The following is a 21,719-nucleotide window of genomic DNA, read 5'->3' as shown; positions in this document are numbered from 1 at the left end:
TTTGTCTAAAAGTGACTGCTAATATTCTTTGTTTTTAAGTATTTTAGTAGTATGAAAATAGCGATTGTTTGTTATCCAACTTTTGGAGGTAGTGGTGTGGTAGCCACAGAGTTAGGTCTCGAATTAGCAAGAAGAGGTCACGAAATTCATTTCATTACTTATCGTCAACCAGTGCGTTTGGCACTTTTAAATCCAAATGTGCACTATCATGAAGTAAATGTTCCAGAATATCCATTATTTCATTATCAACCTTATGAACTAGCTTTATCTAGTAAATTAGTTGATATGGTTAAGCTACATAAAATAGATTTATTACATGTACATTATGCTATTCCTCATGCTTATGCTGGATATATGGCAAAACAAATGCTTAAAGGGGAAGGAATTAAAATTCCAATGGTAACAACACTTCATGGGACAGATATTACATTAGTTGGTAATCATCCTTTTTACAAACCTGCTGTTACTTTTAGTATCAATAAGTCTGATGTGGTTACATCAGTTTCTCAAAGTTTAAAAGACGACACCCTCAGATTGTTTAAGATTAAAAATGATATAAAAGTAATACCAAATTTTATTGAATTAGATAACCGTATTGTTGATAATATTCATTGTAAAAGGTCGGTTATGGCAAGACCTGATGAGAAAATTATTACTCATATTAGTAACTTCAGAAAAGTAAAGAATATTCCTGATGTAGTTAAAGTGTTTTATAAAATTCAACAAAAAATTCCTGCTAAGTTAATGATGGTTGGTGATGGTCCAGAAAAGATAAAAGCGGAGCAATTATGTGATGAATTAGGTATTACGGATAAAGTAATATTTTTTGGTAATAGTACAGAGGTAAATCAAATACTAAGCTATTCTGATTTGTTTTTACTTCCATCCGAAACAGAAAGTTTTGGTTTAGCTGCATTAGAAGCTATGGCATGTAATGTTCCAGTTATATCTAGTAACTCAGGAGGTTTGCCAGAAGTTAATTTCCATGGGATTTCAGGATATTTAAGTAATGTAGGTGATGTAGATGATATGGCTGTTAATGCTTTAAAGATTCTCTCAGATGATAATGAACTTCAAAAATTTAAAGATAATGCCTTCGAAACTGCCAAGCAGTTTTCAATAGAGAAAATAGTGCCCATTTATGAAGAATTATATTCTAAAGCACTAAAGAAACAAAATAAAAAACACCTTAATAATTAAGGTGTTTTTTATTTTTATTTGTTTTGAAATTAAAAACGATATCTAGCACTTAATCCAAAATCAGGACCAAAATTACCATCTCTAATTTTATCATAATCATCACTTACATAAATTTCTGGTCTAAAATCAAATGATAATTGTAAAGGAAAGTCAAAATTATATTCAATACCAATGTCACCAGCAAGTACAAGGAATGCTCCTGAATCACCTTCTACATATACATTGTTACCATAATAATATTTGTCACTATTCCAAATCCCAACACCTGCTCCTGGACCTGCATACCATTTAAAACCTTTGTCTATATCCCATACCCATTGGTACAAACCAACAAGTTTAGCTGCACTATGATTTACTTTACCACTGTAATAACCGTTACCATTGTATCGATAGTAATTGTTATGTCCTCTAAAACCTAAATCTAGTTCTAGTCTATTTGATTTTGATAAGTATCTTTGATAAGATGCTTCTCCTCCAAAACCATCGTTGTCGCCCAATCTAATACCTATTGCATTTTTTTCTTGAGCTTGAGAGTTAAAAACTAACCCTAAAATCATAATTACTGATAAAAGTATTTTTTTCATAAGTTAAAAATTTTGTTTAACGTTTAACGGAAATAAATATACAAATATTATACAGATTAATAAGATTTTTTTTAATTAAAGTTGAATAGAGCTTATTAAATGCTCCATTTCAAATAATTGTTCTTCTTCATTTTCGATATTTGAAATAGTACTTTCTTGATATTTAAAAAGTTTCCATCTTTTATTATTGTATTCAAGGCAACTAAGGTTTTCTATCCAATCGCCAGAATTTAAATAAGTTGTCTTTCCAAATTTATTTTCCACCTCTTTAATTTTGGGCTCATGAATATGACCACAAATAACATAATCATATTTTTTATCAATGGCCAAATCAGTAGCTGTAGTTTCAAAATCGTTTATAAATTTTACTGCTTTTTTTACACTGGCTTTGATTTTTTTAGAGAATGAATAAGAATCTTTACCCATTTTATGTAAACACCAATTTATAAATCTGTTTATTAAAATAAGATAATCATATCCAAAGCCACCTAATTTAGCAATCCATTTGGAATGCTGAACGGAAGCATCAAAAACATCTCCATGAAAGATCCAGGTTTTCTTTCCATCTAAATCAAGAACTAATTTGTCTAATAATGAAAAGTTACCCATAAATGTATCACTAAACTTTCTTAGAGCTTCATCATGATTTCCTGTTATGTAATAAACCTTAGTACCTTTAGAAGCCATTGTAATTATCTTTTTAATAACTTGTAAATGAGCTTTAGGGAAGTATGATTTTCTAAACTGCCATATATCAATAATATCACCGTTTAGAACTAAAGTTTTAGGTTTTATTGTAGATAAATAATTTGATAATTCTTTAGCATGACACCCGTAAGTCCCTAGGTGTATATCTGATATTACTACGAGTTCAACTTTTCTTTTTTTCAAAATAGGTTTAATTTGAAGTTTAGCAAATAAATAAAACTAGTATTAATTAATAAGTAACTTATTGTTAAGAAATACTAATGTAACCTTCAACTTTTCATTATTTAACTTTTAATCTTTAAACATTAATCTTACATTTGTTTTCAAACTACTAAAAATGGCAGGAAACAGTTTCGGAAACCTTTTTAAAATAACCACTTTTGGAGAATCCCATGGAGAAGCTTTAGGCGGAATAATAGACGGTTGTCCTGCAGGAATTACAATAGATTTTGAAGCAATTCAAAATGATATGCAACGTCGTAAACCAGGACAATCTTCAATAGTGACTCAACGCAAAGAAGAAGATGAAGTTCAATTTTTATCAGGACTTTTTGAAGGTAAAACAACAGGTACTCCTATAGGATTTATAATACCCAATACAAATCAAAAATCTGACGACTATTCACATATAAAAGATACTTTTAGACCAAGTCATGCTGATTATGTTTATGTAAAGAAGTATGGAATACGTGATTATCGCGGTGGAGGACGTAGTTCTGCTCGTGAAACTGCAAGTAGAGTAGTAGCTGGTGCAATTGCTAAACAAGTTATTTCTGATATTAAAATAAATGCTTTTGTTTCTGCTGTTGGAGAAATAGCTATAGATAAACCTTATCAAGATTTAGATTTTTCTAAAATTGAATCAAATCCTGTACGTTGTCCAGATGAACTAATCGCACAACAAATGGAAGCCCATATCAAAGAAATTAAAAAGCAAGGAGATACTGTAGGCGGAATAATAACATGTGTTATTCAAAATGTTCCAATTGGTCTTGGAGAACCTGTTTTTGATAAGTTGCATGCTGAATTAGGTAAAGCAATGCTTTCAATAAATGCTGTTCATGGATTTGAATATGGAGAGGGTTTTTGTAGCGCAAAAATGAAAGGAAGTGAGCATAATGATTCTTTTAACCCTGATGGTACTACTAAATCAAATCTTTCTGGAGGTATTCAAGGAGGTATTAGTAATGGTATGGATATCTATTTTAGAGTAGCATTTAAACCAGTAGCAACTTTGCTTCAAAAACAAGAAGTACTTACAAATAAAGGAGAAATAATCGAGCTACAGGGTAAAGGGCGACATGACCCATGTGTTGTTCCTCGTGCGGTTCCTATTGTTGAAGCAATGTCAGCTCTAGTAATCGCAGACTATTTTTTATTAAACAAAATTCATCAAACTAAATAATGGAAATTACAAATAAACAAGACGATAAAAAGTCCTTTTTCTCAAATTTAACGGTTCAAATTTTAGTTGCCATGATTCTTGGTGCTGCACTTGGGATATTTATTCATAATAATTACTCTGCAGATGCTGCAAAAGAGTTTAGTGGTTACATTAAAATGTTGGCAACGATATTTATTCGTTTAGTACAAATGATTATTTCGCCCTTAGTATTTACAACACTTGTTGTAGGAATTGCTAAGCTAGGTGATATCAGAGCAGTAGGTAGAATAGGAGGTAAGGCACTTGGTTGGTTTTTAACAGCTTCATTAATTTCCTTATTAATAGGTATGTTTTGGGTAAATGTTTTGGAACCAGGAACAGGATTAAATTTAAGTGGAGTTGATGTTTCTGCAGCAACTGAGGTGACTGACAAAACACATAACTTTTCGGCTCAAAATTTTGTTGAGCATATTATACCTAAGAGTGTTGTAGAGGCGATGGCTACAAATGAAATTTTGCAAATTGTAATTTTTTCTATCTTTTTCGGATTAGCAGCTGCATCTTTAGGTAATTACACTAAACCAGTGGTTAACGCTTTAGATAAAACATCTCATATCATTTTGAAGATGGTGACTTATGTTATGAAGTTTGCTCCTCTTGGAGTTTTTGGAGCGATAGCAGGAGTTTTTGCAATTAGAGATTTAGGAGAATTGTTGTTAACATACGCTAAGTATTTTGGATCATTTTTAGTGGGAATATCTTCTCTTTGGTTGGTTCTATTAGTGATAGGCTATTTATTTTTAAAATCAAGAATGACTGTGCTCCTAAGACATATTATATCTCCTTTAGTAATTGCTTTTGGTACAACTAGTAGTGAAGCTGTTTTTCCTAAATTAACTGAAGAATTAGAGCGTTTTGGAGTAAAAGATAAAATAGTTTCGTTCATGCTACCTTTAGGGTATTCTTTTAATCTTGACGGAAGTATGATGTACATGACTTTTGCTAGTATTTTTATTGCACAAGCTTATGGCGTTCATTTAGATTTAGGAACACAAATGACAATGTTGATCGTATTGATGTTAACTAGTAAAGGTATTGCAGGAGTTCCTAGAGCAAGTTTAGTTGTAGTAGCAGCTACTTGTGGTATGTTTGACATTCCAATTGAAGGTATTGCTTTGATTTTACCTATTGATCATTTTTGTGATATGTTTAGAAGTGCTACAAATGTACTTGGAAATGCATTGGCAACATCAGTGGTTGGGAAATGGGAAAAAGATTAAATCTTATATGAAAATAAAAAAAGCGACCAAATGGTCGCTTTTTTTATTTAAAATCTATTATCACCATCCAATAAGTTACCTAATCCTCCTAATAAACTTCCTTCTTCTTTTCCTCCTGTCATTCCTGAAGCCATTATAATTCTTCCTGCTAAACGACTAAACGGCAATGATTGAATATATACTATTCCTGGTCCTCTTAATGTTGCGTAAAACATACCTTCACCACCAAAAAGGGTGTTTTTAATACCTCCAATGAATTCGATATCATAATCTACATCTTTAGTAAAACCAACAATACATCCTGTATCAACTTTTAAAACTTCTCCAGCTTGCAATTCTTTGCGGGCTAAGGTTCCTCCTGAATGTACAAAAGCCATTCCATCTCCTTCGATTTTTTGCATAATAAATCCTTCTCCGCCAAATAGACCTCTTCCAAGTTTTTTGGAAAATTCTATACCTACCGAAACACCTTTAGCAGCACAAAGAAAAGAATCCTTTTGACAGATAAATCTCCCTCCGTATTTCATTAAATCAATGGCAACAATTTTCCCTGGATATGGAGCAGCAAAAGAAACTTTTTTCTTGTTTGATTCTTGATTTTGATAAGCTGTCATAAAAAGGCTTTCCCCTGTAAGCATTCTTTTTCCAGCACTTAAAAGTTTTCCTAAAACTCCTGATTGTTGTCCAGATCCGTCTCCAAAAATGGTTTCCATTTTAATTCCGTTATCCATCATCATAAAACTTCCGGCTTCAGCAACAACTACTTCTTGTGGGTCTAGTTCTATTTCTACATATTGCATTTCTTCACCATAAATATGGTAATCTATTTCATGTGCTTGCATTTTTTTAGTTTTTAAGTTTACTAATTAGAGTTTTAATTAAAAAAAATGTTACAAAAAAAGCGTTCAAATTTGAACGCTTTAAACTTTATCCATGAATAGTTTCTTTTTTGCCAAAATTTACAATGATACTTTCTTCATATTCAATCCATTGTTTCCATCGATTGTCAACATATTCTCTTTCACCATATTTTCGAGCAAAATTTAAGAATGTTGTATAATGATTGGCTTCAGATATCATTAATTCTCTATAAAATTGAGATAATTCCTCATCATTAATATTTTCAGAAAGCACTTTAAAGCGCTCACAACTTCTTGCTTCAATCATGGCCGCAAAAAGTAAACGATCAATCATTGATTGATCTCTACTACCATCTTTTTTTAAAAATTTAGTTAGCAAACCTACGTAATCATCTTTGCGTTCTCTTGTAAATTCAAAACCTCTTGCTTTGATAATATCATGTACCATTCTAAAATGATCCATTTCCTCAATAGCAATTTTAGTCATTTCGGTGACTAGATCTTCTTTCTCAGAGTTATTAATTATTAAGTTTATTGCATTAGTTGCAGCTTTTTGTTCACACCATGCATGGTCTGATAAAATCTCTCCCAAATTATCTTCTGCAATATTTACCCATCTTGGGTCAGTTTTTAATTTTAATCCTAACATAGTTCAAAGATTGAAGTGCAAAATTACATTTTATTTGTGATTTATGATTTATATCTATTTTTGTTTAAAAAAAACTTTGAAAACACTTTTAGTTATAGGTTTAGTTTTTCCAGAACCCAAATCATCAGCAGCAGGAACGAGAATGTTGCAATTAATTGAATTATTCCAAGAACAAGGGTACAAAGTAACCTTTGCATCATCTGCTCAAGAAAGTGATTTTTCATTTGATTTAAATTTTATTAATGTTGAAAAGAAAAACATTGAATTGAATAGTTCAAGTTTTGATTTATATATAAATGAATTAAATCCTGATATTGTGTTATTTGACAGGTTTATATCAGAAGAACAATTTGGTTGGAGAGTAATAGAAAATTGTCCTAATGCTATTCGGATTCTAGATACTGAAGATCTACATTGTTTGAGGTATGCTAGGCAAAAAGCAATAAAAAATAATTCAGTTTTTAAACAAGAAAATTTATTGGAAGAAGAATCTGCAAAGAGAGAAATAGCAAGTATCTATCGTTGTGATTTATCACTCATGGTTTCTGATTTTGAAATGGATGTCTTAAATACCATTTTTAAAATTGATAATTCTTTGTTGTTTTATCTGCCAATGTTTTTCAATCCAAAAGATGATTTTAAGTCTTTTAATGAAAGGAAAGATTATGTTTTTATTGGAAATTTTCTGCATGAACCCAATTATGATACAGTTTTACAGTTGAAAAAAATTTGGAAAGAAATTAAAAGAAATACTCTGGATGCTAATTTGAATATTTATGGGGCCTACTCCTCTCAAAAAATAGAACAATTGCATAATGAAAAAGAAGGTTTTTTGATTAAAGGTAGGGCAGATGATGCTTTGAAAGTCATTGAGGATGCAAAAGTCTTATTGGCTCCTTTACGTTTTGGAGCAGGGATTAAAGGAAAGCTTTTAGAAGCAATGCAGGTAGGAACACCTTCTGTAACAACATCTATTGGATCTGAAGGAATAGTGAATAATATGGATTGGAATGGGTTCGTTAATGATGATATGTCTAAATTTATGCAAAATGCAATTGATCTTTATTTGAATGGTGAAATCTGGCAAGAAAAGCAAATTAAATCAAGAGCAATTCTTGCTAAAAAATTCACCAAAAATGAGTATGTATCTAATTTTGAGAATAAAATTTATTCAATTAATGATAGTTTAATAGAGCATCGAAAAAATAATTTTATTGGCAATCTTTTAATTCAAAATCAATTTGCTTCGACAAAATTTATGTCAAAATGGATAGAAGAAAAGAGTAAGAAATGATTATTTTTTTAAAAGTATAGTTTTTTAGCAAATTTCTATATAACTTTAAGCATTGGCTGTAATTATTCTATCAAAAATACGTAGATGCTTAAAAAGTACTTTTACTTTATATTACTGTATTTTATTACTATTCATGTATCGGGTCAGATATATGATTTTAGGCGTATTGATCAAGAAGATGGTTTGCCATCAGCTAATATAAATGTTGTTTTTCAAGACAGCAGAGATTATTTGTGGATTGGTACTGAAGGAGGAGGATTAGTTAAATACGATGGAATTAGTTATGAAATTTTTGATCAAAGTAAAGGCTTGCCTGGCGAGTTTATTACTGATATAATTGAAGATCAAAATGGAAATCTAATAATTTCTACTCGCTATAGTGGTATTTATGTTTATGACGGTTTGAGTTTTTTTAAAGAATTTAATTTTAAAAACAACAAAAACGAAATAACTACAAATCTTGTTTTTAAAACTTTAAAAACAAAACAAGGAGTTGTTGCAATTACTTCAAATGAAATTTTTCAGATTTCAGCAAATTATGATTTAAAACTTCTATTAAAATTTGATAAACCAATAAATCAAATTAATGCAGCTATAGAGTTGATTGACAGCAGTATATTATTAGCTACTAATGATGGGGTTTTAAACTTTAAAAATGGAAATATATCTCCTTTTTTTTCAAAAATAATTAATGGTAGAACAACTGTTAGTAAAAGTGAAAAAGGAAAGGTATTCATTGGTACAGACAAAGCAGAACTTTTTACTTATGAAAATGGAAAACTATCAAATCCAGAAATTATAAAAGATGATTCTGGAAAACTTTTCTCACTCAAAAATATTTATGTTACTAAAAGAGGAAGTAAATGGCTCAGCAGTTACGACACGAAAGGTGTTTGCTTAAGTCATGGAAGTTTTAATGTTTTCTTTGATAAATCTAATGGGTTTAACGGAGATTATGTTAATTCCTTTTTTCAAGACAATACTAAAAACTTATATATAGCTACTAGTGCAACTGGTCTTTTTATCACATTACCTCAGCAGTTCATAAGTTTTGCTAATGTTGAATCGTTGAACTCGCCAACAGCTTTTTGTGTTTTAAAGAGTGATGATAAATTATATTTTAGTGAGGATAATAATTCAGTTAATGAGGTACTTTTTAATAGTTCTGACGACATTAGACTTTTAAGAAAACTTCCAATAGAAAATTCGAACGTTGGGATTATTGATAACAATAAAAACATTGTTTTTGGTTGTAGTCAGGGGCTTTCTATTCTAGAAAAAGGTAGAATAAAAAAAGTTGATATAAGAAAATATGCTGACAACGAAAATTTAAAAGTTACATCATTATTTCAAAATAAAGATGGGCAATATTTTATAGGGACTTTTGGTTATGGCCTATTTGTATTAGATAAAAATTTCAAGTTTTTAAACAGAATTAAAGGTAAAAGAAATTTTAGCGATTATGTTTCTGTAATTATAGAATTAAGCAATCAAAGTTGGTATGTAGGTACAAGTGATGGCTTGTTTATTCTTAAAAAAAATAAAGGTAAGTTTTATTTATCTAGAAGAATTGTTTCAGAAGTTATATCAGTTGGAACTAAAGATAGTTATGGTAATTTTTGGTTCTCGGGTAATAAAAAATTGATTTTAGTTGACGAAAAATTTAGAAAAAGGTTTTACACCGAAAAGAATGGTTTAGTTTCAACTTTAATATATACTCTAATAGCAAATAATGAAGGAGATCTTTTAATAGGAACAAATTTTGGATTGGCTAAAGTAAAAGTGAATGAAGAGGGCAAAATTATAAATATCAATAATTACAATTCTAAAAACGGATTTACTGGATTAGAGACAAATATGAGAGCTCAGTATAAAGATGAATATGGAGATATTTATCTAGCAACTGTAAAAGGATTGTATCAATGTTTAGGAAGTTATAAAACTAATTATAAAGAAAACATTAAAGTTAGAATTACAGGCTTAACTCTTTTTAATGAATCAAAAAGATGGGAAAACTTAAAAAATCATTGGGACAATTTACCTCAAGCAAATCATGTATTCAAAGTTGATGAGAATAATTTGACTTTTAGTTATTTAACTATCAATAATAATGTTTCGAAAAATGCTTTATATTCCTATAAACTTGAAGGATTAGAAAAAGCCCAATGGTCAAAACCTACACCTCAAAGATCAATTAACTATTCTAACCTAAGTTTTGGTAAATATGTTTTCAAGGTTAGAGTTGTAGACAATATTGGGCGTCCTATTAGTCCAGTGGCCAGCTATTCTTTTAGAGTTGATAAACCTTTTTATTTGAGTTGGTGGTTTATTTTAGGAGGAATTACTATTATTTATTTAGTTATTTCTTTAATTTTTAGCAAGACTGCTAAGTATAATAAAGATTTTGTCAAAAATTATGCTGAAGCTGATTCTTCAAATGAACAATTTGGTCTATATTTTCTTTTTTTAGGTATTTTAATCCCACTCATTGACTTTATAATAGAAATTACAAATGTAAGGGCGGTAGAGTCGTTACAATTTAACATATTTGTTGGTATCATTCTCATTGGAGTATACTTGTTAAGTAAAAATTTTAAAATTGTACAAAATAATTTAAGAAACTTATTTGCAATATTCCTTTTAATTTATGCTGTTGAAACAGTTAGGAAAATGATATTATTTCCTAATCACATAGCTTCTTTTCTTGATTTTTTAGTCGCATTTTTCTTATCCTATAGTGTTTTTAGATCAATACGATACTATTGGCTATATGTTTTTATGGTATTTGGTATAATAATAGCACTTTATACTTCAAACGCTATAACAAGAGAAGTAATGGTTGCATTCTTATATAGTTGTTTTATTATCGCTATTCTTAATCAAGTTAGATATATTGTTAATTTAAATGCAAAGGATAAGTTCTTATTTGCAGATAACATTGTTAATAAGGGAACTTCATTGGTATTGGCAGTTAATAAAAAAGGGGAAGTTGTCTATTGTAGTGAAACAATTCAACAAATATTAGGTTATAATGTTGATGAAGTTAAGGGAATGAATTATTGGACATTGACAGAAGATGCTGAATTTTCAACTGTTAATTATAAAATAAGTGAAACACTTTACATAAGAAAACTAAAATGTAAAGACGGCAGTTATAAATTTATTCAATGGAAAGATTCTAAATATTCAGATGATTTATATGTAGGTATTGGACAAGATGTTACTGAGCAAGTGGAGGTTCAAAATCAATATAAAAAGCTCATCGAATCAGCTTCTGACATGATTTATGAAACGGATATTAGAGGATATTTTACGTTTATAAATAAGTTCACAGAAAAATTATTAGGTTTCTCTCGAGAAGATTACATAGGAAAACATTTTACTTCATTTATTCATCCCGATTATGCCGCAAAAGTAGAATTGTTTTATAAAACTAACTCATTAGATGTTGATGATATACCTTTTTTAGAGTTTCCTGTTGTTAAAAAGACGGGAGAGAAATTGTGGGTTTCACAAAAAGTATCTTTATCTCGTAATACAGATGGTAAAGTTATAGGTTATGCAGCCATTGCACGTGATATTACAATATTGAAGAATATTGAAAAAGAACAAAAGTACAGACAAGAAAAGAATGAATTGTTCAATAAAACAATTAATAAGCTTGTAACAAAGATTTATCCAGAGGAAACTAGTTTTGTAGATATTTTGAAAGAAATTTTAAAATCTGCGGCAAGAGGGGCTAATATTGATAGGATTAGTTATTGGAATTATAAAAAGTCTGAATTAGAATGCTTAGTGCTGTATACGTTAAATGAAGATAATTATACTGGTAATTTTGTTACTAACCTTTCAGAATGCCCTAATTATTTTAAAGCTCTTGAAAATGACAATATTATAATAGCATCAGATGTTTATAATACTCAAAGTGTAAAGGAGTTTGTAAAAGATTATTTGCCTGATAATGGTATAAAATCAATGTTAGATGTACCAATTATTTTTAATGGAGAAATTGAGGCCATTTTATGTCTTGAAATAACTAAAGAATATAGAAATTGGGATAATGATGATATTAATTTTGCGCGTTCAGTATCAGATGTTATAGCAATTGCAATTGAGTCACAGAAACGTTTAGAAACAGAAGGTAAATTAAAAATTAAAACCGAGATTTTATCAGCAATTGCTGTTTCTACAGAAAAGCTATTAAAAGGAAAAGACCTAGCTACAATTTTTGATGACATATTCCCAATTATTGGTAATGCTTCAAAAGTAGATAGGGTTTATTATTTTCAAAACAATGCAGTTGCTAAAACTTTAAGTCAAAAAAATGAGTGGGTAAACACTGATATTTCTGTTCAATTTCATAATCCTATATTGCAAAATATGCCTTATGAAAGTTGTCAAGAATTTTTAGAATTTTTAGCTCAAAATAAAGTGTACAATGCTATAGTTAGTGAAGTTAAAAATCCTGAGATAAAAAAACGTTGGCAAGATCAGGGTATTTTGACTATTTTAATTTTTCCAATTTTTGTAAAAAATCAATTTTACGGATCTATTGGTTTTGATGATTGCACAAATGGCAGAAAATGGTCTGATGATGAAATTGGTGTACTCCAAATTTTAGCTAACAATATATCTACAACTATAGAAAGAGTCCAAAATGAAGAATTACTTCAGGAAAGTGAGCAACGATTTAAGTTATTAACCAATAGTATACCTGGAACAGTTTACCTTTCTGAATATGATGAAAAATGGACAAAAGTTTTTCTAAATGATCAAATTGAAGTACTTACTGGATATAAAAAATCTGTGTTTTTAAACAAAAAAGCCTCTCTGATTGATTTTGTTCATCCTGATGATAGAGAAAATTTAAAAGACTACACTAACGATTGTATCAAAAATCATATCCCTTTCCATGTAGTTTATAGGTTAAGAAAAAGTAATGGTGATTATATATGGGTTGAGGAATTTGGAGATGTTATTTTAAAAGATGGTAAAATAGCTTTCATTGAAGGAATTTTATTCGATATTACTGCCAAAAAAGAAATCGAAACAGAAATCAAAGCTCGTGAATATGCTGAAGCATCTAATAAGGCAAAATCTGAATTCTTAGCAAATATGAGCCATGAAATTAGAACTCCTTTAAATGCAATAATTGGGTTTTCAAGTATATTAAAAGAGACTGAGCTGGATAGTGCTCAGCAGGAATATTTAGCAACAGTAAACCATTCTGCAGACATTTTGTTAGAAGTAGTTAATGATATACTTGATTTTTCTAAAATTGAAACTGGTAAATTAGAACTAGAATTCAAAAAAACCAACCTGCATGAGCTTTGCCATCAAATTATAGATATAATTAGATTTGATTCCGAACAAAAAAACATTGCACTTTCTTTAAATATAGATAAAGATGTACCAAAATACATTTTGATAGATTCACTAAGAGTAAAGCAAGTTTTATTGAATTTATTGTCTAATGCTGTTAAGTTTACAAATAAAGGAAAGGTTCAATTCCAAATTGATGTTGTTCGTAAAAATGATAAAGATGTAACACTCAAGTTTGTTGTAATAGATAGTGGAATAGGTATTAAAAAAGCAAATCAGGAAAAAATATTCGAGCCATTTTCGCAGGAAGATAATTCGACAACCAGAAAGTACGGTGGAACTGGATTAGGATTAGCAATTTCGAATAAAATTCTGAAATTAATGAACAGTGAATTAAATTTAGAGAGTGAATTAAATAAAGGAAGTACTTTTTATTTTGAGTTAAATACAAAATACTATCCAGAGGTATTAGAGACAGAATATGATTTTGATGTAAAAGAAATAGAAGTGAGTTATGAAGACATTAGTTTATATCATAAGAAATCAATTTTTAGCGTGTCTAAAAAAATATTAGTTGTCGAGGATAATAAAATCAATATGCTTTTGGCACGAACTATGATTAAGAAAATTATTCCAGAGGCAATTATTTACGAAGCAAGCAATGGAAAAATTGGTGTTGAAAAATGTAGTGAAGTAAATCCTGATTTAGTACTTTTAGATATTCAAATGCCAGTGATGAATGGTTATGAAGCTGCCATTGATATTAGGAAATTTAATCCTAATGTACCTATTATTGCTCTAACTGCAGGAACAATTAAAGGCGAAAAAGAGAAATGTATAGAGTCTGGTATGAACGATTATATATCTAAACCAATTGATAAGGATGTTTTTGAGAGCATGTTGTTCAAATGGTTGCAAAAAAATAAACTATAAACTAAACTTTTTAAAATTATGAAATGGCAAGGTAGACGTCAAAGTGAAAACGTAGAAGATAGGAGAGGAATGTCAACAGGAGGTAAAGTTGTTGCTGGAGGTGGTGCTCTAGGAATTATTATTCTATTACTTAATTTGTTTGGGGGTGAAACTGGTCAAACATTAGCCCCTATGTTAGAGCAAATGAATCAAGGACAAACTACAACTCAAACTGAACAAAGAGAATTGACTAAAGAAGAGAAAGTAGTTGGTGAATTCGTTTCAACAATGTTTGCGGATAATGAAGATACTTGGCAAAAAATATTTCAAGAAAACAATATGAAGTATCGTTTTCCTAAAATGGTAATGTTTACTGATGCAGTAGAAACAGCATGTGGAAGTGCTTCAGCTGCGTCTGGACCTTTTTATTGTCCAGGAGATGAAAAAGTATATATGGATTTAGCTTTTTTTAACGAATTACAAACTCGTTTTGGAGCAAAAGGCGGTGATTTTGCAATTGCATATGTAATTGCTCATGAAGTAGGTCATCATATTCAAACGGTATTAGGAACTTCAAATAAAGTTCGTCAGTTACAATCAAGAATGAATCAAGTTGAAGCAAACAAACTTTCAGTAGCTTTAGAACTACAGGCTGATTTTTATGCAGGAGTTTGGGCTAAATATAACCAAGAAAACCTTGATGCTGATGATATTGATGAAGCATTAAGTGCAGCACAAGCTGTAGGTGATGATGCAATTCAGGAAAGAATGCAAGGACATGTTGTACCCGAATCATTTACTCATGGTACTTCAGAGCAAAGAAAGTATTGGTTTATGAGAGGATTCAAAACGGGTGATATCCGTCAAGGAGATACATTCGCAGAACTAAATTAAAATAAAATTTATATCTAAATAGAGCCAACGTAATGTTGGCTTTTTTTTTGCAAAAATTTGAGCTTAATCTGTTTTGTAAATTTATTTTTGTTTAACTTTATGTAATAAAAATTAAACAAAATTTTTGCAACTTAGAGTATGATGACTATTTCATGAAATTACTTTAAAAATAGTATCAAATAAAAAATAGCATAACGATGAGAAAAACAGTTTTATTTGCAGGAGCATCAAGCGCAATAGCAATCTCAGCTAAAACTATATTACAAAATGAGTTTTATGATGTTATTGGACTGAGTACTAAAGGAGAAATTAGTGATTATGATTCATCTTTTTCAGTGATAGATTATTCTGTAGAAAACTTACCTCAACTAGAAGTATCATTAGATGGCATTGTTTACTATCCTGGAACTATAAATTTAAAACCTTTTCATAGGTATAAGGATGAAGAGTTCATTAATGATTTCAGAATTAATGCGCTTGGAGCAGTAAATGTAATTCAAAAATACTTACCCAATTTAAAGCAATCATCTAATGCATCTATTGTCTTAATAAGCTCAGTTGCTGTTGGAATTGGGATGCCATTTCATTCTTCAATAGCTATGGCAAAAGGCGCAATAGAAGGCTTAACAAGATCACTAGCTTCAGAATTTGCACCAACAATACGAGTAAATGCTATCGCTCCATCATTGGTTGATACGCCACTAAGTGCAAAATTTTTAACAAACGATGAAAAAATTGAAGCGATGCAGAAACGTAATCCAATGCAAAAAATAGGACAGCCAGAAGATATTGCAAATATGATTTCTTTTTTATTAAGTGAAAAATCAAGTTGGGTTACTGGTCAAATATTTTCGGTAGATGGTGGAATGGGAAACTTAAAAGGTTAAAAAATGCAACGAGTTATAGTTTGGTTTAAAACAGATTTACGCTTAAACGACAATGAAGTATTGTTTAAAGCCATACAGAATAATAAAGAGATAATTCCAGTTTATTGTCTTGATGTAAATGATTTTGATCAAGGACCTTTTGGGTTTAAGAGAACAGGTAAATTCAGAACTAAATTTTTATTAGAATCCTTGCAAGATTTAAATAATGAATTAAAAAAAAGAGGCTCAGGTTTAATAATACTCAAAGGCAAACCTGAAATTGAAATTCCTAAAATTGTTTTGAAATATGGAGCAACAAAAATCTACACAAAAAAAGAAGTAGCCTACATTGAAAAAAATACGCTAGAGAAAGTTCAAAAAGAAGTCTCCAAAATTAATTGTGACGTTTCTATTTTTAGTACCAGTACATTATATCATCCTGAAGATTTACCTTTTTCTATTAAAGATATACCAGATGTTTTTACTGATTTTAGAAAGAAGGTAGAGAAAGAATCGACTGTTAGACCAATTTATAATGTTCCTAATGAAATAAAATCACCTTTTTTGCCCGAATTTAATTTGCCTCTTCTCTCTCATTTAATAGATGTTAATACGTTAGAATTTGATGACAGAAGTGTTTTAAACTTTGAAGGAGGGGAGGCAAATGCTATTAAAAGGCTAAATTATTATTTGTTTGATAAAAAACTAATTTTAAACTACAAGCAAACACGTAACGGTTTATTGGGTAGTGATTATTCTACAAAACTCTCGCCGTGGCTAGCTATGGGTTCTATTTCTCCTCGCTATATTTATGCTAAGATTAAAGATTTTGAAGCAGAATTTGGAGAAAACGAATCAACATATTGGTTAATATTTGAGCTATTATGGCGAGATTTTTTCAGGTTTATGTTTAAAAAGCACAATGATAAACTGTTTCTCTTGAATGGATTATCTAAAACTGTTAAACACCAAAAAAATACAAATCTTGATAAATTAGACTCTTGGATAAAAGGAGAAACCGGAAATGATTTTGTTGATGCTAATATGCAAGAACTCAAAGCTACAGGTTTTATGAGTAACAGAGGGCGTCAAGTTGTAGCGAGTTATTTAATTAATGATTTGAAAGTCGATTGGCGCTATGGGGCATCATACTTTGAGCAAGAATTGATAGATTATGATGTGTCAAATAATTGGGGAAATTGGGCATATCTTGCAGGGGTTGGTAATGATCCTAGATCTTCACGATATTTTGATACAGAAAAGCAAGCCTCAGAATACGATAAAAATGGTGAGTATCGAAAAAAATGGATAACCACAAATAATGTAAGATGAGAGTTTTATTAACAGGTGCGAATGGATATGTGGGTAGAAGGCTTTTACCTGAGTTATTAGCTAGTGGTCATGAAGTGATTTGTTGTGTTCGTGATAAATCTCGTCTTGGTTTAGAAGCAGAAACGCTAAATAAAGTTGTTATTTGGGAAGTTGATTTTATTGAAGAGCCTAATTTTGATAATCTTCCACAAGAAATTGATGTGGCTTATTATTTAATCCACTCTATGGCTAATTCAACGCAAAATTTTGTTGAAATGGAAGCCAATTCTGCAACTCACTTTAATCTCTACATGGATAAGATGAATGTAAAACAAGTCATTTATCTGAGCGGAATTGTTAATGATCCTAATCTTTCCAAACACATGCACTCTAGAAGTAATGTTGAAAATATTTTATACAAAGGAAACTTTAATTTGACTGTTTTGCGTGCAGGTATAATTGTTGGCTCAGGCAGTTCCTCTTTTGAAATTATTAGAGATTTATGTGAAAAATTACCTGTAATGATTACCCCAAAATGGGTTTTAACTAAATCACAACCTATTGCTATTCGTGATGTTATAAAGTATTTGATAGGTGTTGTTAATAAAAAAGAATGCTACAACAAATCATTTGATATTGGTGGACCTAATGTGTTAACGTATAAACAAATGATGCAGCTTTATGCAAAAGTAAGAGGGTTTAAAATAGTTATGATTACGGTTCCATTTATGACACCTAAATTATCTTCGTATTGGTTGTATTTTGTGACTTCTACTTCTTATAAATTGGCACAAAACTTAGTTGATAGTATGAAAGTTGAAGTGATTTGTAAAGACAATCAATTACAAAGAATCTTAAATATTAAACCCATATCTTATACAGATGCAATTAAACTAGCTTTTAAAAAAATTGAGCAAAATCTAGTATTATCCAGTTGGAAAGACAGTTTGTCCAGTAGTAATTTTAAAGCCCATTTGAAAAACTATATTGAGGTGCCAAAATATGGATGTTTGAAAGATTATAAAAAAGTACAATTGAACAATGATTCAATTGCCTTAGAAAATATTTGGTCAATAGGAGGTGAAAAAGGGTGGTATTATGGTACTTGGATGTGGGAAATAAGAGGTTTTATTGACAAGCTTTTTGGAGGAGTTGGTTTGCGAAGAGGACGTACTAGTCCAACACATTTAGATGATGGTGATTCACTTGACTTTTGGAGGGTTTTAATGGCAGACAAAGAAAAAAAAAGATTACTTCTCTTTGCAGAAATGAAAGTGCCAGGTGAAGCTTGGCTCGAATTTAAAATTGATGAAGAAAATGTTTTACACCAAATAGCAACATTTCGTCCTCGAGGTATTTTTGGAAGGCTATACTGGTACAGTATGTTGCCTTTTCATTTTTTTATTTTTGAAGGAATGATCAAAAATATTGCTGCAAATAAAAATTAATCCTATTCTAAATTTTTTCAATTTTATCGATATTTTTACAAACCATTTTAACTAAACTTTTCATGAAAGTAGGAATAGATGCAATCGCTTTTGATTTGCCAAAAATATATTTGCCAATAAGAACACTAGCAGAAAACAGAAATATTGAATTTGAAAAATTAAATCTTGGCTTAGGACTAGAGAAAATGAGTTTTCCTGATGTCCATCAAGATGTTGTAACTTTTGCGGCAAATGCTACTTTAAAATTAATAGAGGATAATACTATTTCACCTGCCGAAATTGATAGAATTTATGTGGGCACAGAGAGTGGAGTAGATTCTTCAAAACCAGTTGCTTCATATGTTACGCAATTATTGGAACAAAAATTAGGAGAAAATACTTTTAAAAATTGTGATACTTTAGATATGACTTTTGCTTGTATTGGAGCGATCGATGCACTTCAAATTTGTTTGGATTTTGTTAGATTAAATCCTGACAAAAAAGCAATTGTAATTGCTACAGATAATGCAAAGTATGATCTTAATTCTTCTGGCGAATATACACAAGGCGCAGGTGCTATTGCAATTCTAATTGCTGCCAATCCTAGACTTATTTCATTTACTAAAGAAGTTGGAGTTTCATCTCAAGGAGTTTTTGATTTTTTTAAACCCAGAAGATATTTTTCAAAAGAAGAAGCTGGTGTCGATTTTTCTTTATTGAATGTAGAAGAAAATGAACTATCTATTTATAAAGAGCAACCTGTTTTTGATGGTCAATATTCTAACGAATGTTACATCAGTAGAATAACAGAAGCTTATGCTCATTATAAAAAAGTGTCAAATAGAAACGACGCGGTTTTTAAAAAATGGGAGAACATTATAATGCATTTGCCTTATTGTTTTCAAGGAAGGAGAACTTTTGTTTCAATTTATGCCAATGAAACAAAAACGGTTGAAGAAGTCAATACTAAGGATTTTATAAAATCTTTATCTAAGAGTGAGGAGTATACTAATTTTGTTCAAAAAGCTTTATATCCTGCCGAAATCGCATCTTCAAAAATTGGTAATATGTATACAGGATCCATCTTTTTAGGTTTACTTTCTACATTAAGTTATCATTTTAAACAAAACAATGAAATTACTGATAAAACCTTTGGTTTTATTGCTTATGGAAGTGGTTCTAAAGCAAAAGTTTTTGAAGGGCATGTAGAACAATCTTGGAAACAAGTCTTTACAAACCTAAATCTTTTCGAAACAATAGATAACGCAAAAGAGATTGATTTCGAAACATATATCAGTCTGCATAAAAAAGCAAAGAAGGAATCTGTGTTATCGCCTAAAAATGAATTTGGATTAGAGTCTATTGAAAATTCTAATCCTAACCTTGTTGGAGCTAGATATTATAGATATTACTAATTATCCCAACCAGCCCTCTCTGTCTAAACTTCTATACTGTATTGCTTCGGCAATATGGTTTGAATTTACTGTATCCGATGCTTCTAAATCGGCAATGGTTCTAGAGACTTTAAGGATTCTATCATAGGCCCTTGCAGATAGATTTAAACGTTCCATAGCTGTTTTTAAAAGTTGTAACGAAGTATCGTCTAGTTTGCAATATTCTCTAATTTGTTTTGTAGTCATTTGCGCATTGTAATGGATAGCTTCAGACATAGCAAAACGTTGTGACTGTATTTCTCGAGCTTGTGTTACGCGTTTTCTTATTTCTACACTACTTTCACCATTCCTTGTATCTGAGAGTTTTTCGAATGGGACAGGAGTAACTTCAATATGAATATCAATTCTATCTAATAATGGTCCTGAAATTTTACTCAAATAGCGTTGCATTTCGTTAGGAGAGGAGCTTACAGGAGCATTTGGGTCATTAAAATAGCCTCCAGGACTTGGATTCATACTTGCGACCAACATAAAAGAGGAAGGGTAGGTAATGGTGAATTTAGCTCTCGAAATAGTTACTTCTCGATCTTCTAGAGGTTGTCTCATTACTTCTAGTACTTCTCTTTTAAATTCTGGTAATTCATCTAGAAAAAGTACACCATTGTGTGCTAATGAAATTTCACCTGGTTGAGGATAACTCCCACCACCCACTAGTGAAACACTGGACGCAGAATGATGCGGACTTCTAAATGGCCGCTGATTCATTAATCCAGTATCTTTTACTTTTCCTGCAACACTATGAATTTTTGTGGTTTCTAATGCTTCTCTGAGTGTCATGGGAGGCAAGATGCTAGGCAATCGTTTTGCTAACATTGTTTTTCCAGCACCTGGTGGGCCAATTAAAATAATATTATGTCCTCCAGCCGCAGCAATTTCCATACAACGCTTTATAGATTCTTGTCCTCGTACTTCTGCAAAATCAAATTCAGGAAAATCTAAATTCTTATAAAATTCCTCCCTTGTGTTTATTGTAGTGGGTTGTAATGTCCCTTTTTCTTCAAAAAAATCAATTACTTGAGATATGTTTTCAACACCATAGACATCTATTCCGCTTACTATGGCAGCTTCTTTTACATTTTGCTCTGGCAAGAAAAATCCTTTGAAACCTTCTTCTTTGGCTTTAATCGCTATAGATAAAGCTCCTTTTATAGGTTGTAGACCTCCATCAAGAGATAGTTCTCCCATGATAATGTACTTGTCTACTTCTTCAGATTTTATTTGACCTGATGCGGCTAAAATACCTATAGCAATGGTTAAGTCATATGCAGAACCCTCTTTGCGTAAATCGGCAGGAGCCATGTTTACAGTAATTTTTTTACCAGGGAAATTGTAGTTGTTGTTTTTAAGAGCGGCAGCAATGCGGTAATTGCTCTCCTTTATGGTATTATCTGGAAGTCCAACTAAGTGATAACCTATACCTTTTTCGACATTGACTTCAACAGTAATAATTGTGGCATCTACACCAAAAATGGCGCTCCCAAAGACTTTCACTAACATGGCTTGTAATATTTTAATGGCTATTATTGGGTAAAAATAGTAAATAAAATTTTACAAAAAATTATTTACTATTTTTC

At 30.6% G+C, this 21,719-nt stretch carries 15 protein-coding genes; 10 read left to right on the top strand and 5 right to left on the bottom strand.

What is annotated here, in order from left to right; genetic code table 11:
• Positions 1 to 51 precede the first annotated feature (51 nt).
• Positions 52 to 1,200, top strand: coding sequence for an N-acetyl-alpha-D-glucosaminyl L-malate synthase BshA (gene bshA, locus BUC09_RS09470; RefSeq protein WP_073310928.1), 1,149 nt, complete (start codon positions 52 to 54; stop codon positions 1,198 to 1,200).
• Positions 1,201 to 1,229: 29 nt separating this feature from the next.
• Here bshA and BUC09_RS09465 read toward each other — a convergent pair whose 3' ends face one another.
• Both BUC09_RS09465 and BUC09_RS09460 read right to left on the bottom strand, forming a co-directional pair.
• Positions 1,230 to 1,784, bottom strand: a complete 555-nt coding sequence (locus tag BUC09_RS09465; RefSeq protein ID WP_073310926.1) for a hypothetical protein — start codon at positions 1,782 to 1,784, stop codon at positions 1,230 to 1,232.
• Between the two features lie 75 nt (positions 1,785 to 1,859).
• Positions 1,860 to 2,675 (bottom strand): UDP-2,3-diacylglucosamine diphosphatase, encoded by an 816-nt coding sequence (locus tag BUC09_RS09460; protein ID WP_073310924.1) that lies wholly within the window; start codon positions 2,673 to 2,675, stop codon positions 1,860 to 1,862.
• 154 nt (positions 2,676 to 2,829) lie between these two features.
• On the opposite strand from BUC09_RS09460, the gene aroC reads away from it, so the two are divergent.
• Positions 2,830 to 3,897: a chorismate synthase gene (gene aroC / locus BUC09_RS09455; protein ID WP_073310922.1), complete on the top strand. Its 1,068-nt coding sequence runs from the start codon at positions 2,830 to 2,832 to the stop codon at positions 3,895 to 3,897.
• Positions 3,897 to 5,156 (top strand): dicarboxylate/amino acid:cation symporter, encoded by a 1,260-nt coding sequence (locus tag BUC09_RS09450; protein ID WP_073310920.1) that lies wholly within the window; start codon positions 3,897 to 3,899, stop codon positions 5,154 to 5,156. The genes aroC and BUC09_RS09450 overlap by 1 nt, the downstream gene beginning before the upstream one ends.
• Before the next feature lie 47 nt (positions 5,157 to 5,203).
• Here the strand turns inward: BUC09_RS09450 and BUC09_RS09445 are convergent, their stop codons facing one another.
• Together BUC09_RS09445 and miaE are read right to left on the bottom strand one after the other, a co-directional pair.
• Positions 5,204 to 5,998 (bottom strand): TIGR00266 family protein, encoded by a 795-nt coding sequence (locus BUC09_RS09445; RefSeq protein ID WP_073310918.1) that lies wholly within the window; start codon positions 5,996 to 5,998, stop codon positions 5,204 to 5,206.
• An 85-nt stretch (positions 5,999 to 6,083) separates the two neighbouring features.
• Positions 6,084 to 6,665, bottom strand: a complete 582-nt coding sequence (gene miaE / locus BUC09_RS09440) for a MiaE family protein (protein ID WP_073310916.1) — start codon at positions 6,663 to 6,665, stop codon at positions 6,084 to 6,086.
• Between the two features lie 76 nt (positions 6,666 to 6,741).
• Here miaE and BUC09_RS09435 point away from each other — a divergent pair, with 76 nt between their 5' ends.
• The 7 genes from BUC09_RS09435 to BUC09_RS09405 all read left to right on the top strand — a co-directional run bounded on the left by BUC09_RS09435 (position 6,742) and on the right by BUC09_RS09405 (position 20,106).
• Positions 6,742 to 7,959, top strand: a complete 1,218-nt coding sequence (locus BUC09_RS09435) for a glycosyltransferase family 4 protein (RefSeq protein WP_234972539.1) — start codon at positions 6,742 to 6,744, stop codon at positions 7,957 to 7,959.
• 84 nt (positions 7,960 to 8,043) lie between these two features.
• Positions 8,044 to 14,214 (top strand): PAS domain S-box protein, encoded by a 6,171-nt coding sequence (locus tag BUC09_RS09430; protein ID WP_073310912.1) that lies wholly within the window; start codon positions 8,044 to 8,046, stop codon positions 14,212 to 14,214.
• 18 nt (positions 14,215 to 14,232) lie between these two features.
• Entirely contained in the window at positions 14,233 to 15,087 is an 855-nt protein-coding gene (gene ypfJ / locus BUC09_RS09425) for a KPN_02809 family neutral zinc metallopeptidase (protein ID WP_073310911.1), read from the top strand.
• Positions 15,088 to 15,284: 197 nt separating this feature from the next.
• The gene (locus BUC09_RS09420; protein WP_073310909.1) at positions 15,285 to 15,974 is read left to right on the top strand and encodes an SDR family NAD(P)-dependent oxidoreductase; all 690 of its coding nucleotides are present in this window, start codon (positions 15,285 to 15,287) and stop codon (positions 15,972 to 15,974) included.
• Between the two features lie 3 nt (positions 15,975 to 15,977).
• Positions 15,978 to 17,285: a DASH family cryptochrome gene (locus tag BUC09_RS09415; protein WP_073310907.1), complete on the top strand. Its 1,308-nt coding sequence runs from the start codon at positions 15,978 to 15,980 to the stop codon at positions 17,283 to 17,285.
• Positions 17,282 to 18,712 carry an SDR family oxidoreductase gene (locus tag BUC09_RS09410; protein ID WP_073310905.1) on the top strand — a complete coding sequence of 477 codons (1,431 nt, stop codon included), beginning with the start codon at positions 17,282 to 17,284 and terminating at the stop codon, positions 18,710 to 18,712. The genes BUC09_RS09415 and BUC09_RS09410 overlap by 4 nt, the downstream gene beginning before the upstream one ends.
• Positions 18,713 to 18,774: 62 nt before the next feature.
• Positions 18,775 to 20,106, top strand: a complete 1,332-nt coding sequence (locus tag BUC09_RS09405) for a hydroxymethylglutaryl-CoA synthase family protein (protein ID WP_073310903.1) — start codon at positions 18,775 to 18,777, stop codon at positions 20,104 to 20,106.
• On the opposite strand, the gene BUC09_RS09400 is transcribed toward BUC09_RS09405, so the two are convergent.
• Positions 20,107 to 21,642: a YifB family Mg chelatase-like AAA ATPase gene (locus BUC09_RS09400; RefSeq protein WP_073310901.1), complete on the bottom strand. Its 1,536-nt coding sequence runs from the start codon at positions 21,640 to 21,642 to the stop codon at positions 20,107 to 20,109.
• Positions 21,643 to 21,719 lie beyond the last annotated feature (77 nt).

It is taken from the genome of Flavobacterium terrae (genome assembly GCF_900142035.1).
GTDB lineage: Bacteria > Bacteroidota > Bacteroidia > Flavobacteriales > Flavobacteriaceae > Flavobacterium > Flavobacterium terrae.
This window is presented reverse-complemented; position numbering and strand designations above follow the sequence as displayed.

What these genes read in the sequence shown, in the direction of transcription:
- aroC (WP_073310922.1), top strand. Translation starts at nt 2,830, where the DNA reads ATGGCAGGAAACAGTTTCGGAAACCTTTTTAAAATAACCACTTTTGGA.
- BUC09_RS09405 (WP_073310903.1), top strand. Translation starts at nt 18,775, where the DNA reads ATGAAAGTAGGAATAGATGCAATCGCTTTTGATTTGCCAAAAATATAT.
- BUC09_RS09410 (WP_073310905.1), top strand. Translation starts at nt 17,282, where the DNA reads ATGAGAGTTTTATTAACAGGTGCGAATGGATATGTGGGTAGAAGGCTT.
- ypfJ (WP_073310911.1), top strand. Translation starts at nt 14,233, where the DNA reads ATGAAATGGCAAGGTAGACGTCAAAGTGAAAACGTAGAAGATAGGAGA.
- BUC09_RS09445 (WP_073310918.1), bottom strand. Translation starts at nt 5,998, where the DNA reads ATGCAAGCACATGAAATAGATTACCATATTTATGGTGAAGAAATGCAA.
- BUC09_RS09430 (WP_073310912.1), top strand. Translation starts at nt 8,044, where the DNA reads ATGCTTAAAAAGTACTTTTACTTTATATTACTGTATTTTATTACTATT.
- miaE (WP_073310916.1), bottom strand. Translation starts at nt 6,665, where the DNA reads ATGTTAGGATTAAAATTAAAAACTGACCCAAGATGGGTAAATATTGCA.
- BUC09_RS09420 (WP_073310909.1), top strand. Translation starts at nt 15,285, where the DNA reads ATGAGAAAAACAGTTTTATTTGCAGGAGCATCAAGCGCAATAGCAATC.
- BUC09_RS09400 (WP_073310901.1), bottom strand. Translation starts at nt 21,642, where the DNA reads ATGTTAGTGAAAGTCTTTGGGAGCGCCATTTTTGGTGTAGATGCCACA.
- BUC09_RS09465 (WP_073310926.1), bottom strand. Translation starts at nt 1,784, where the DNA reads ATGAAAAAAATACTTTTATCAGTAATTATGATTTTAGGGTTAGTTTTT.
- bshA (WP_073310928.1), top strand. Translation starts at nt 52, where the DNA reads ATGAAAATAGCGATTGTTTGTTATCCAACTTTTGGAGGTAGTGGTGTG.
- BUC09_RS09415 (WP_073310907.1), top strand. Translation starts at nt 15,978, where the DNA reads ATGCAACGAGTTATAGTTTGGTTTAAAACAGATTTACGCTTAAACGAC.
- BUC09_RS09450 (WP_073310920.1), top strand. Translation starts at nt 3,897, where the DNA reads ATGGAAATTACAAATAAACAAGACGATAAAAAGTCCTTTTTCTCAAAT.